The organism is Salmonella sp. SAL4457 (genome assembly GCF_046548235.1).
Taxonomy (GTDB): domain Bacteria; phylum Pseudomonadota; class Gammaproteobacteria; order Enterobacterales; family Enterobacteriaceae; genus Salmonella; species Salmonella enterica.
Window position 1 is genome coordinate 487,935 of sequence record NZ_JBGDZO010000002.1, and the last position, 12,631, is coordinate 500,565.

At 55.5% G+C, this 12,631-nt stretch carries 10 protein-coding genes and 2 pseudogenes; 10 read left to right on the plus strand and 2 right to left on the minus strand.

The genetic code is table 11. From position 1 onward, the window contains the following. The first annotated feature begins 191 nt into the window (after positions 1-191). The 6 genes from ltnD to ACLJNW_RS09955 are packed head-to-tail and all read left to right on the plus strand — an operon-like array spanning position 192 to position 6,270. Positions 192-1,115 (plus strand): L-threonate dehydrogenase, encoded by a 924-nt coding sequence (gene ltnD, locus ACLJNW_RS09930; RefSeq protein WP_000206958.1) that lies wholly within the window; start codon positions 192-194, stop codon positions 1,113-1,115. Continuing rightward, positions 1,109-2,371 carry a 3-oxo-tetronate kinase gene (otnK, locus tag ACLJNW_RS09935; protein ID WP_023204586.1) on the plus strand — a complete coding sequence of 421 codons (1,263 nt, stop codon included), beginning with the start codon at positions 1,109-1,111 and terminating at the stop codon, positions 2,369-2,371. The genes ltnD and otnK overlap by 7 nt, the downstream gene beginning before the upstream one ends. Further along, positions 2,368-3,006, plus strand: a complete 639-nt coding sequence (locus ACLJNW_RS09940; RefSeq protein WP_000209068.1) for an aldolase — start codon at positions 2,368-2,370, stop codon at positions 3,004-3,006. The genes otnK and ACLJNW_RS09940 overlap by 4 nt, the downstream gene beginning before the upstream one ends. A gap of 4 nt (positions 3,007-3,010) precedes the next feature. Continuing rightward, positions 3,011-3,787 carry an HPr family phosphocarrier protein gene (locus tag ACLJNW_RS09945; RefSeq protein WP_024154723.1) on the plus strand — a complete coding sequence of 259 codons (777 nt, stop codon included), beginning with the start codon at positions 3,011-3,013 and terminating at the stop codon, positions 3,785-3,787. Positions 3,788-3,826: 39 nt separating this feature from the next. Further along, complete coding sequence (denD, locus tag ACLJNW_RS09950; protein WP_001522900.1) at positions 3,827-4,777, plus strand: D-erythronate dehydrogenase; 951 nt, start codon at positions 3,827-3,829, stop codon at positions 4,775-4,777. After that, the gene (locus tag ACLJNW_RS09955) at positions 4,774-6,270 is read left to right on the plus strand and encodes a GntP family permease (RefSeq protein WP_000202725.1); all 1,497 of its coding nucleotides are present in this window, start codon (positions 4,774-4,776) and stop codon (positions 6,268-6,270) included. Before denD ends, ACLJNW_RS09955 begins: the two co-directional genes overlap by 4 nt. Before the next feature lie 7 nt (positions 6,271-6,277). On the opposite strand, the gene ACLJNW_RS09960 is transcribed toward ACLJNW_RS09955, so the two are convergent. Continuing rightward, the gene (locus ACLJNW_RS09960; protein WP_072202259.1) at positions 6,278-7,243 is read right to left on the minus strand and encodes a LysR family transcriptional regulator; all 966 of its coding nucleotides are present in this window, start codon (positions 7,241-7,243) and stop codon (positions 6,278-6,280) included. A gap of 87 nt (positions 7,244-7,330) precedes the next feature. Here ACLJNW_RS09960 and ACLJNW_RS09965 point away from each other — a divergent pair, with 87 nt between their 5' ends. Further along, positions 7,331-8,539: an MFS transporter gene (locus tag ACLJNW_RS09965; protein WP_024154724.1), complete on the plus strand. Its 1,209-nt coding sequence runs from the start codon at positions 7,331-7,333 to the stop codon at positions 8,537-8,539. Further along, entirely contained in the window at positions 8,536-8,916 is a 381-nt protein-coding gene (locus ACLJNW_RS09970; protein WP_001070470.1) for a DUF4440 domain-containing protein, read from the plus strand. Before ACLJNW_RS09965 ends, ACLJNW_RS09970 begins: the two co-directional genes overlap by 4 nt. Before the next feature lie 55 nt (positions 8,917-8,971). Here the strand turns inward: ACLJNW_RS09970 and mutS are convergent, their stop codons facing one another. Then, complete coding sequence (mutS, locus tag ACLJNW_RS09975; protein ID WP_001005807.1) at positions 8,972-11,539, minus strand: DNA mismatch repair protein MutS; 2,568 nt, start codon at positions 11,537-11,539, stop codon at positions 8,972-8,974. 158 nt (positions 11,540-11,697) lie between these two features. Here mutS and ACLJNW_RS09980 point away from each other — a divergent pair. After that, positions 11,698-12,096 (plus strand): annotated as a pseudogene (locus ACLJNW_RS09980) (cytoplasmic protein); the annotation flags it as partial. Positions 12,097-12,314: 218 nt separating this feature from the next. Next, positions 12,315-12,533: pseudogene (locus ACLJNW_RS09985) on the plus strand (hypothetical protein); the annotation flags it as partial. Positions 12,534-12,631 lie beyond the last annotated feature (98 nt).

Here is a 12,631-nt window from a genome sequence, read left to right on the forward strand (position 1 = left end):
GCTCCTTTCTTTAGTCCTGTCGCGATTTTACGCGATTTCTCGTCACAGCGTGTGAAGTTCTATGAGGATTGCCTTCACAAAAAATAACACATTTTGTTATTTTTTGTGAAATAACTCACCGCAATTGTTTACAAAAACGCCTATATTCACATAACAAAACATAATATCACGTAAATTAACATGGAGTGATAATGACAACAGGAACTGATTTTCATGTCGGCATTGTGGGGCTTGGCTCAATGGGAATGGGCGCTGCGCGTTCATGCCTGCGCGCCGGGCTTTCCACATGGGGGGCCGATCTTAACCCGCAAGCGTGCGCGAATCTTCTTGCTGAAGGGGCTTGTGGGGCTGCCGCCAGCGCCAGGGAGTTCGCCGGCGTCGTGGATGCGTTAGTCATTCTGGTCGTCAATGCCGCCCAGGTCAGACAGGTGTTATTCGGTGAGGATGGCGTCGCCCATCTGATGAAACCCGGAAGCGCGGTGATGGTTTCGTCCACGATCTCAAGCGCCGACGCACAAGAGATCGCCGCGGCGTTGACGGCATTGAATCTTAACATGCTGGATGCGCCGGTTTCCGGCGGCGCGGTAAAAGCGGCGCAGGGCGAAATGACGGTGATGGCCTCCGGGAGCGAGGCGGCATTTACCCGCCTGAAGCCTGTGCTGGACGCCGTTGCCAGCAACGTTTATCGCATCAGCGATACGCCGGGAGCAGGCTCAACCGTCAAAATCATTCATCAACTGCTGGCTGGCGTGCATATTGCGGCGGCGGCCGAAGCGATGGCGCTGGCCGCGCGGGCCGGTATTCCTCTGGACGTGATGTATGACGTCGTGACCCATGCCGCCGGCAACTCCTGGATGTTCGAAAACCGTATGCAGCATGTCGTTGACGGCGACTATACCCCGCGTTCGGCCGTCGACATTTTTGTCAAAGATTTGGGGCTGGTTGCCGACACGGCGAAAGCGCTGCGCTTCCCCTTACCGCTGGCCTCTACGGCGTTAAATATGTTCACCAGCGCCAGTAACGCCGGTTATGGCAAAGAGGATGACAGCGCTGTGATCAAAATTTTCTCGGGGATTACTCTGCCTGGCGTCACGCCTGAGGAGCCGTCATGTTAAAAATTGGCGTCATTGCCGATGATTTTACCGGCGCGACCGACATCGCCAGTTTTCTGGTCGAAAACGGGATGCCGACAGTGCAGATCAATGATGTCCCAACCGGGACGCAACCGGAAGGGTGCGACGCGGTGGTTATCAGCCTGAAAACCCGCTCATGCCCGGCGCAAGAGGCGATAAAACAATCGCTGGCGGCGCTGGTATGGCTGAAAAAACAGGGCTGCCAGCAAGTCTATTTCAAATATTGCTCGACTTTCGATAGTACCGCCGAAGGCAATATCGGCCCGGTCACCGATGCGCTGATGGTGGCGCTGGATACCTCATTTACCGTGATTTCTCCCGCGCTGCCGGTTAACGGACGCACGGTTTATCAGGGCTATCTGTTTGTCATGAACCACTTGCTGGCGGAGTCCGGTATGCGCCACCATCCTATCAATCCGATGACCGACAGCTACCTGCCGCGTCTGATGGAAGCGCAGGCGCAAGGGCGCTGCGGCGTTATTCCGGCTCAGACGCTTGATGAAGGCGTTGCCGCGACCCGTGCGGCGCTGTCGCGTTTACAGCAGGAAGGATATCGCTACGCGGTACTTGACGCGCTCAATGAGCGGCACCTGGAAATTCAGGGCGAGGTTTTGCGTGATGCTCCACTGGTGACCGGCGGTTCCGGGCTGGCAATGGGGCTGGCGCGTCAGTGGGCGAAGCACGGCGTTTCTCAGGCCCGTTCCGCAGGCTATCCGCTGAGCGGTCGCGCGGTGGTGCTTTCCGGTTCCTGTTCGCAAATGACGAATCAGCAGGTGGCTTTCTATCGACAACATGCTCCCACACGCGACGTTGATGTGGCGCGCTGCCTGTCATCCGAGGCGCGCGAGGCCTACGCCGAAGCGCTGGCGCAGTGGGTGTTCAGTCAGGACAGCGAACTGGCGCCAATGATTAGCGCCACCGCCTCCACGCAGGCGCTGGCTGCCATCCAGCAGCAATATGGTGCTACCGAAGCCAGCTATGCGGTAGAGGCGCTCTTTTCCCTGCTGGCCGCTCGCTTAGCGGAAGGCGGTATCACCCGGTTTATTGTGGCGGGCGGCGAAACCTCGGGCGTGGTGACGCAAAGCCTCGGTATTACCGGTTTCCACATTGGACCGTGCATTTCACCCGGCGTGCCGTGGGTCAACGCGCTCCATGCGCCAGTCTCGCTGGCGCTAAAGTCAGGCAATTTTGGCGATGAATCCTTTTTCATCCGCGCTCAAAGGGAGTTTCAGGTATGACGACACTGGCAAAAGAAGAGCACGCTTTGCGAGAAGAGATGGTCAGGATAGCCGCCTCGTTTTTCCAGCGCGGCTATGCTACCGGCTCGGCAGGCAACCTCTCGCTGTTACTGCCGGACGGCAATATTCTGGCGACGCCCACCGGTTCGTGTCTGGGTAATCTCGACCCGCAGCGGCTATCCAAAGTGGACCCGCAGGGCGAATGGCTCAGCGGCGATAAACCGTCTAAAGAGGTGCGTTTTCATCTGGCGTTGTATCGCAATAACCCTTGCTGCAAGGCCGTGGTTCATCTGCACAGCACCTGGTCAACGGCGCTTTCCTGCCTCGAAGGACTGGACCCGCAAAATGTGATTCGCCCGTTTACCCCCTATGTGGTGATGCGGATGGGCGACATTCCGCTGGTTCCCTACTATCGCCCGGGGGATGACCGAATTGCCCGCGATTTGGCAGCGCTGGCGGCCCGGCATCAGGCCTTTTTACTGGCTAATCATGGGCCGGTCGTGTGCGGGGAGAATTTGCAGGAAGCCGCTAATAATACCGAGGAGCTGGAAGAGACGGCAAAGCTGATTTTTATCCTTGGCGAACGCCCGATTCGTTATTTAACCACCGAAGAAATTGCGCAGTTAAGGAGATAACCCGATGCCGCGTTTTGCCGCCAATTTGTCGATGATGTTTACCGAAGTGCCGTTTATCGAGCGTTTTGCCGCTGCTGCCGAAGCCGGTTTTCAGGCCGTTGAGTTTCTGTTCCCCTACGGCTTTGCCGCCAGCGAGATTAAAGCCCAGCTATCGCGTCATGATCTGACGCTGGCGCTGTTTAATACTTCGGCGGGCGATACCGCGGCGGGCGAGTGGGGACGTGCCGCGCTACCGGGGCGCGAACACGACGCGCGCGCCGATATTGATCTGGCTCTGGAATACGCTCTGGCGCTGGAATGTGAGCAGGTTCACATCATGGCGGGTGTAGTGCCGGATGGCGCTGATGGCGCACGTTATCGCGCCACGTTTATCGATAATTTGCGTTATGCCGCCGACCGGTTTGCCGCCCACGATAAACGTATTTTGATCGAAGCGCTGAGTCCCGGCGTTAAACCCGGCTACCTCTTTTCCAGCCAATATCAGGCGCTGGGCATCGCAGAAGAGGTTGACCGCCCGAATGTGTTCATCCAGCTCGACACTTTCCATGCGCAAAAAGTGGATGGCAATTTGAGTCACCTGATTCGCGAGTACGCGGGCCGCTATGCCCATGTACAAATCGCCTCGATACCGGACAGACATGAACCGGATGATGGCGAGATCAACTACCCGTGGCTGTTCCGGCTGTTCGATGACGTAGGTTATCGCGGCTGGATAGGCTGCGAATACCAACCACGGAATACCACTCAGGACGGGCTTGGCTGGTTTAACGCCTGGCGCTAACCCTGAACTACCCTACACAACAATAAAGAGGACATCCGGATGCAGATTATCATTACCGGCGGGGGCGGCTTTTTAGGCCAGAAACTCGCAAGCGCCTTATTAAACTCATCGCTGGCGTTTAACGAACTGCTTCTTGTTGATTTAAAAATGCCTGCACGGTTATCAGATTCTCCTCGTTTACGCTGCCTGGAGGCTGACTTAACCCAGCCGGGCGTGCTGGAGAATGTGATTACCGCTAATACCTCTGTTGTTTATCATCTCGCTGCGATTGTCAGCAGTCATGCGGAAGACGATTTCGATCTGGGATGGAAAGTTAACCTGGATCTTACCCGCCAGTTACTTGAGGCGTGTCGTCGGCAACCGCAGAAAATTCGTTTTGTCTTCTCCAGCTCGCTTGCCGTTTATGGCGGTACGCTGCCGGAATGCGTCACCGATACCACCGCGCTCACGCCGCGCTCGTCTTATGGCGCGCAGAAGGCTGCCTGTGAACTGTTGGTCAACGACTATACCCGCAAAGGCTATGTGGATGGGCTGGCGCTGCGTTTGCCGACGATCTGTGTTCGCCCGGGTAAACCAAACCGCGCCGCTTCTTCTTTTGTCAGTGCGATTATTCGTGAACCGTTGCAGGGCGAGACGACCGTCTGCCCGGTGTCGGAAAGTTTGCGGCTGTGGATTTCCAGCCCAGCGACGGTGATCCATAACCTGTCGCTGGCCGCAACGTTACCCGCGCCTGGCGAGGCGAGCAGCATCAACTTACCGGGGATCAGCGTAACCGTGGGCGAGATGCTGGAAACGTTGCGTCAGGTGGGCGGTCAGGCGGCGCGCGATCGGGTTACGCATCAGCGCGATGAAGGCGTCGAGAAAATTGTCGCCTCCTGGCCGGGACGTATCGATAACCAGCGTGCGCTGGCGTTAGGTTTTGTCGCCGATAAACGCTTCGATGACATTATCGAACGCTTTCGACAAGATGATATGGAGGGGAGGTCATGACAAGTTTACCGACCCCAATTATCGGCCTGATCGTTGCCGTTTTCGTGCTGGTATGGCTGGTGTTACGCACCCGTGTTCATGCGCTGATCGCGATGCTGGCGGCGGCCTGCATCGCCGGTCTGTTGGGGGGAATGGGCATTGATAAAACGCTCTCTGTCATCACCAGCGGATTCGGTACGACGCTGGGCAGCATTGGCCTGGTGATTGGTCTCGGCGTAATGATGGGGCGCTTGCTGGAGGTTTCCGGCGCGGCGGAGCGTATCGCCTGGAGCTTTATCAAATGGCTGGGGAAACGCCGTGAAGAGTGGGCGCTGGCGATCACGGGTTATATTGTCAGCATCCCCATTTTCGTCGATTCCGCTTTTGTCATTCTTTATCCGGTGGCGAAAGCGCTGGCGAAAAGCGGTAAGCGTTCGCTACTGACGCTGGGCGTCGCGCTGGCGGGCGGGCTGGTGGTCACTCACCATACGGTACCTCCGACGCCAGGCCCGCTGGGGGTAGCCGGGATTTTTAACGTCGACATCGGCGCAATGTTATTGACCGGGATGGCGCTGGCGGTGCCCTGTGTGATCGGCATTGTGTTCTATGCGCAGTGGCTGGATAAACGCTACCCTGATTTCGTGCCGCGTACGCTGAACGCCGATGAAGTCAATGCCGCGCTGGAGCAGTACAATAAAGAGAAAGAGCAAAAGGATCTGCCGAGCCTGACGCTCTCTCTGCTGCCTATTGTGGTGCCGATCGTGCTGATCTTCCTGAAGGCTATCTGTTCCACCCTCGCCACTGTAGAAGGATGGTCCGGCCTGGCGACGCATCCGGTGGTACAGGCAATCAACTTTGTGGGAAGCCCAGTGATCGCGTTGGCCATCAGCGTTCTGCTGGCGGTGTATACGCTGGTGCCGCGCATGGATAAACATACCACCGCAGAGCGTCTGGAAGAGGGCTTGCAAAGCGCCGGGATTATCTTACTGGTCACGGGCGCTGGCGGCGCGTTGGGCGCGATCCTGCGCGACAGCGGCGCGGGGCAACAGCTGGCGGAGCAGGTTGCCAACCTGCCGATCTCGCCGATCCTGATCCCGTTTATCGTGGCGACGTTGGTACGCCTGATTCAGGGATCGGGGACGGTGGCGATGATCACTGCCGCCTCGATTTCCGCGCCGATCCTGGCGCAGATCCCCGGCATCAATATGTTGCTTGCCGCTCAGGCCGCAACGATGGGGTCGCTGTTCTTCGGCTACTTCAACGATAGCCTGTTCTGGGTGGTTAACCGCATGATGGGCGTCTCTGATGTCAAACAGCAGATGGTGGTTTGGTCTGTACCGACGACCATTGCCTGGGCGATTGGCGGCACCGGCGTGGCTCTGATTAACCTGCTGTTCGGTTCCGGCGGCAGTTGGCTCGATCCGTTACTGCCGATTGTCGTTCTGGCGGCAATTATGCTGTGGGTGCGTTGGCAGGCGCAGGGGATCAAAGACAAGCTGGTAGTTAAGGATTAAGACGGTATTATCCGTCCGGGAGCGCAATGCTCCCGGACTGGCTACAATGATGGGCGTGCTCCCCGCAATCCCATTGCGAACGTAAAAAATCAATAAATGCGCGTACTTTTGTCGATACATGGCGGGCGTCCGGGTAAACGGCATAAATGCCCTGACGGGGAAAATGATAGTCGGGTAACACGTGAATTAACGTTCCCTCCTCCAGTGCGGTGTTGACTAACCATTGCGGCAGTAATGCGACGCCGCTTCCCGCGAGAGCGAAGGCCATCAGCGAGCGCGCGCTGTCGACAGAAATTTTGCCGGCTTTGCTTATCTCCAGGCGTGAGCGTTGGCCATGATTATTCGTTACTGTCCACCGTAGCGGGGTAGGTAATCGCTCATGAATAATCCATTCCGCCTGGGCCAACGACTCCAGTGACGACACAGGGTGGCGGGCGAGCCACTGCGGCGCGGCGACCGGCAGAATGGTAAAGCGGGATATCAGCGCGGCGCGATAGCGGGAGTCCGTCAGCGAGCCAAGCCGAATCGCCACATCAAAGCGCTCGGCAATTAAATCGGCATGATGTGATGAGGACATATGCCGAATACGGAGATCGGGATGGCGCTGACTAAACTGCGCCAGTACCGGAATGACCACCTGTTCGCCAAACTCGGACGTAGTGGTAATACGTAACTCGCCGCCCAGCCCACTATGGCTGGCACGCACTTCATCCTGCAAATTTTTCGCTGCATTGAGTAAATTCACGCCTTTTTGGTAAAAGAGGACGCCGGCGTCTGTGAGCGTCAGTCGTCGGGTGGAACGTAGCAGTAACGTTACGCCAAGCTCTTTTTCAAGCTGCCGAATATTAAAACTCACTACCGCTTTTGTTTGGCCCGATGCGGCGGCGGCGGCCGTGAAGCTGCCGCTATCTACCACGGCGATAAACAGCGACATACGCTGCAAATTGAGCATGGCGAGCTCCTTTACTGTCAAAATTATTTTGACAGTATATCGTTGAAGCGCGGACTTATCTGGCTTTCTCCGGACGGCTACATTAGCGCCTCTGACGGAGGATGCATAATGACGTATCGCAGTAAAGTGGCAGTGGTTTACCTGCTCGGCTTCTTTCTTGATCTGATTAATTTGTTTATTGCCAGCGTTGCTTTTCCTGCGATGTCCGTGGATCTGCATACGTCCATATCGGCGCTGGCATGGGTGAGTAACGGTTATATCGCAGGATTAACGCTGATCGTTCCGTTTAGCGCGTTTCTTTCACGTTATCTCGGCGCACGACGGCTGATCATATTTTCGCTCATTCTGTTTAGCGTTGCCGCCGCTGCCGCAGGTTTTGCCGATTCCTTACACAGCCTTGTTTTCTGGCGTATTGTGCAGGGGGCGGGCGGTGGCTTATTGATCCCGGTTGGTCAGGCGTTAACCTGGCAACAGTTTAAACCACATGAACGCGCTGGCGTGTCATCGGTTGTCATGATGGTGGCGCTACTGGCGCCGGCATGTTCGCCTGCGATTGGCGGGCTGCTGGTGGAAACGTGCGGCTGGCGCTGGATATTCTTTGCCACGCTGCCAGTGGCCGTTCTCACTTTATTGCTCGCTTATCGTTGGCTGAACGTCGCTTCGACGACAATGGCGTCAGCAAGATTACTCCATCTGCCGTTGTTGACGGACAGGCTGCTGCGTTTTGCCATGATCGTCTATCTGTGCGTGCCGGGTATGTTCATTGGTATCAGCGTGGTCGGGATGTTTTATCTACAGAACGTTGCGCAGTTATCGCCTGCGGCGGCGGGGTCGCTGATGCTTCCCTGGTCGATCGCTTCATTTGTCGCCATTATGCTTACCGGACGTTACTTCAATCGGCTTGGGCCGCGTCCGCTGATTATCGTCGGCTGTCTTCTTCAGGCCGCAGGGATACTGCTTTTAACTAACGTTACGCCTGCGACATCGCACCGTGTACTGATGATGATATTCGCCTTAATGGGCGCTGGCGGCAGTTTGTGCAGCAGTACCGCGCAGAGTGGCGCTTTCCTGACTATTGCTCGCCGGGACATGCCTGACGCCAGCGCGCTATGGAATCTTAATCGTCAGATCAGCTTTTTCCTTGGCGCGGCGCTGTTGACGCTGCTGTTAAACGCGCTCCAGCGCGTTATGTCGCTTGAGGTTGCTTATCGCTGGACCTTTATTGCCGCCGCCGGTATCACCCTGCTGCCCCTTATTTACGCTGTCTGTCTGAACAATAGACAGACGCTTCTGTGCCTGAAAAAGGAAAGACCATGAATCCATATAAAGAAGAAATTATTCACGCCCATGCGGCGATTGAGAACTGGCTTAGTAAGGGGATGGGGAGCCTGGCGGCGTTGATAGCGCGTTTTGCTGCTGATTTTACGATGATAACGCCAGGCGGTGTTTGTCTGGATTATCCGGCGCTGGGCGCTTTTTTCCAGGCGCAGCGCGCGTGTCGCCCGGGTCTGGTTATCGTGGTTGAGCACATTGACCTTGTGGCGGAGTGGCCGGAAGGTGCCGTGCTGCGTTATCGTGAGCGACAGCAACTGCCGGGCCAGGCCGAGACGGTACGCTGGTCGACGGTCATTTTAAAAAGGGAAAGAGGACGGATAGTCTGGCGTCATTTACATGAAACGACAGTCACAGCCTGAAAAGCCTGTTCCGGCGCGCAGACCCGATAGCGCGGCGCTATCGGGCCCGACACGTTTACACCAGACTTTTCAGCCGATAGATCCACTCCAGCGCCTGGCGTGGCGTCAGGGAGTCCGGATCGAGATTCTCCAGCGCTTCAACGGCAGGCGATGTCTCCTCCGGGGCGGCAAGCAACGACATTTGCGTGCCGTCCACCTGCGTTGCCGCCGCATTGGGAGAGATGCTCTCCAGCTCGCGGAGTTTTTGGCGCGCGCGTTTGATGACTTCTTTAGGGACGCCCGCAAGCGCCGCGACCGCCAGGCCATAGCTCTTACTTGCCGCGCCGTCCTGCACGCTGTGCATAAACGCGATAGTATCACCGTGTTCCAGCGCATCCAGGTGGACGTTCGCCACGCCTTCCATTTTCTCCGGTAATTGGGTCAGCTCGAAGTAGTGGGTAGCGAACAGCGTTAACGCTTTAATCTTATTCGCGAGATTTTCCGCGCAGGCCCAGGCCAACGACAGCCCGTCATACGTGGAGGTACCGCGCCCGATTTCATCCATCAATACCAGACTGTTTTCCGTGGCATTATGCAGAATGTTCGCGGTTTCGGTCATCTCCACCATAAAGGTCGAACGCCCGGAGGCCAGGTCGTCCGCTGCGCCGACGCGGGTAAAAATACGGTCGATGGGGCCGATTTCCACGTTTTGCGCCGGAACGTAACTGCCGATATAGGCCAGCAGGGCAATCAATGCCGTTTGTCGCATATAGGTACTTTTACCGCCCATATTGGGGCCAGTAATGATCAACATCCGGCGCTGCGGCGATAAATTGAGCGGGTTGGCGATAAACGGCTCATTCAGTACCTGTTCAACCACCGGGTGGCGGCCTTCGGTAATACGGATACCGGGTTTATCGGTAAATGTCGGGCAGGTGTAATTCAGCGTCCAGGCGCGTTCGGCCAGGTTAACCAGCACATCCAGCTCCGCCAGAGCGTTCGCGCTCTGCTGTAAATCGGCCAGATGCGGCAACAGCAGATCAAACAATTCGTCATATAGCTGTTTTTCCAGCGCCAGCGCTTTGCCTTTCGAGGTCAGAACTTTATCTTCGTACTCTTTAAGCTCAGGAATAATGTAGCGTTCGGCATTTTTCAGCGTCTGGCGACGCACGTAATTGATGGGCGCCAGATGGCTTTGACCACGGCTAATCTGAATGTAATAACCATGTACCGCGTTATAGCCGACTTTCAGCGTATCCAGCCCGGTACGCTCGCGCTCGCGAATTTCCAGACGATCGAGATAATCGGTGGCGCCGTCCGCCAGCGCGCGCCATTCGTCCAGCTCTTCATGGTAGCCGGGCGCAATAACGCCGCCGTCGCGGACCAGTACCGGCGGCGCGTCAATAATGGCGCGTTCCAGGAGGTCGCGCAGTTCGGCGAAATCGCCCATTTTTTTACGCAACGCCTGTACCGGCGCGCTGTCAACGGTTTCAAGCTGAGCGTGCAATTCCGGCAGCTGCTGGAAGGCGTGACGCATTCGGGCGAGATCGCGCGGACGCGCGGTGCGCAGCGCCAGACGCGCAAGGATGCGCTCCAAATCGCCGACCTGACGCAGCACCGGTTGCAGTTCGCTGACGGTGTCCTGCAAGGCGCCGATGGTCTGCTGGCGTTCACGTAATATGTCGGTATTTCGTACCGGCATATGCAGCCAGCGTTTAAGCATTCGGCTACCCATTGGCGTCACGGTACAGTCAAGCACCGCGGCGAGGGTATTTTCGACACCGCCGGCCAGGTTCTGGGTAATTTCCAGATTGCGGCGGGTCGCGGCATCCATAATGATGCTGTCCTGCTGGCGTTCCATCGTAATGGAACGAATATGCGGCAGGGAGGTGCGCTGGGTATCTTTTACGTACTGTAACAGGCAGCCTGCCGCACATAATCCACGCGAGGCATTTTCGACGCCGAAACCGACCAGATCCCGCGTACCGAATTGCAGATTTAACTGCTGGCGGGCGGTATCAATCTCAAACTCCCACAACGGGCGACGGCGCAGACCCCGGCGTCCCTCTATTAACGCCATTTCAGCAAAATCTTCGGCATACAACAGTTCGGCGGGATTGGTGCGCTGCAGCTCTGCGGCCATCGTTTCACGGTCGGCGGGTTCGCTCAGACGAAAGCGCCCGGAGCTGATATCCAGCGTGGCGTAACCGTAGCCTTTACCATCCTGCCAGATAGCCGCCAGCAGGTTATCCTGACGCTCCTGTAACAGGGCTTCATCGCTGATGGTGCCAGGCGTAACGATACGCACGACCTTACGTTCAACGGGACCTTTGCTGGTGGCCGGATCGCCAATCTGTTCGCAAATAGCGACGGATTCGCCCTGATTGACCAGTTTCGCGAGGTAGTTTTCTACGGCGTGGTGCGGGATACCCGCCATAGGGATAGGTTCGCCAGCCGATGCGCCGCGTTTGGTCAGCGAAATATCGAGCAACTGCGACGCACGCTTTGCGTCGTCATAAAACAGCTCGTAAAAGTCTCCCATACGATAAAATAGCAGGATCTCCGGATGCTGGGCTTTCAGCTTGAGATACTGCTGCATCATCGGGGTGTGGTTGGAGAAGTCCTTATCAAATGACTCATTCATATTGATTTTACTCGTTTTTTTATTCTTTCAAGTGCTCATGTGGCCCCGGGTAAAACCCTTATAAACTCACATAAACTCATAAATTTGTAGCTCACCTGTAGCCTAAAATGTGACAGGTTACATTCTCATCATTCCTGGACTACAACAGGGGTGATACTTTGAAAACAACTCTCAGCCAGCCTTTCATTATCAACAAGTTAAGTATTAATGTTAAGCCTGCACTCAGTCGCTCTGGAAAAATCGTTTTCGAAGCTAATCCAGCTCAAAAACTCTACATTGTTTTCGATGACCACAGAGAAGCTCCTGCTGGTTTCGGGGTAAAAGCCAGTTTGACGAAAAAAACCTACGTAATCCAGCGAAGAGTAGCCTCGTCAGATCGTAATGTCAGTGAGGGTAGGAAGCCAAGTTCTGTCTTGAAAGTAAAAGTTGGAAATGTGTTCGATTTTCCAAATATTGACGAAACAAGGCAAGCTGCCAGGCAATTAGTTCAGACCATGCTCGCAACAAAGAGAAATTCCAACAAAATTAAGAGGGAAACGGATGCTTCCGAACTCAAAATGAGACTGTAATTAAAATTGTGTAATTGCCTGATTTTGATATGTTCGATTCAACATCAAAAGCTGGTTGCTTTATGGACGAAAAACAGTTGCAGGCTCTGGCTAATGCATTGGCCAAAATCTCAAAATACCTGAAGATCTCAGCCCGTTCGATCGTCTGCTGAAGAAAAACCAGACCCGCATTTCCGGCATAGATAAATAGATAACCAACATGCTATCAAAAGCGTACAGTGTTTCCGACGGACGAGTCAGTGAAAAAGGTCGTGTGACTGGCAATTCAGGCCGACATCCGAAAATGGACAATGTCGCTAAGGGACTGGCTCATGACAACGAGTCGCTTTATTATCACGCTCGGGTTCGGTAGCCGCCTGGACGTTCACTTCCGAGAAAGGCATTTACACCGAATGGTGTATAGGCTCGTGGTTGGTCTTCGGTGAGAGGCAGGATGTCTCTCATTAATCTCCGGGAGCGTACAATAGTTGCTCCGGCAGCCTGAAGGATGAAGTGTATATAACCTAAAACATAACGGATATAG

Excerpts from the sequence above, each read along its gene's own strand:
- ltnD (WP_000206958.1), top strand. The coding sequence starts at position 192 with ATGACAACAGGAACTGATTTTCATGTCGGCATTGTGGGGCTTGGCTCA.
- otnK (WP_023204586.1), top strand. The coding sequence starts at position 1,109 with ATGTTAAAAATTGGCGTCATTGCCGATGATTTTACCGGCGCGACCGAC.
- ACLJNW_RS09940 (WP_000209068.1), top strand. The coding sequence starts at position 2,368 with ATGACGACACTGGCAAAAGAAGAGCACGCTTTGCGAGAAGAGATGGTC.
- ACLJNW_RS09945 (WP_024154723.1), top strand. The coding sequence starts at position 3,011 with ATGCCGCGTTTTGCCGCCAATTTGTCGATGATGTTTACCGAAGTGCCG.
- denD (WP_001522900.1), top strand. The coding sequence starts at position 3,827 with ATGCAGATTATCATTACCGGCGGGGGCGGCTTTTTAGGCCAGAAACTC.
- ACLJNW_RS09955 (WP_000202725.1), top strand. The coding sequence starts at position 4,774 with ATGACAAGTTTACCGACCCCAATTATCGGCCTGATCGTTGCCGTTTTC.
- ACLJNW_RS09965 (WP_024154724.1), top strand. The coding sequence starts at position 7,331 with ATGACGTATCGCAGTAAAGTGGCAGTGGTTTACCTGCTCGGCTTCTTT.
- ACLJNW_RS09970 (WP_001070470.1), top strand. The coding sequence starts at position 8,536 with ATGAATCCATATAAAGAAGAAATTATTCACGCCCATGCGGCGATTGAG.
- mutS (WP_001005807.1), bottom strand. The coding sequence starts at position 11,539 with ATGAATGAGTCATTTGATAAGGACTTCTCCAACCACACCCCGATGATG.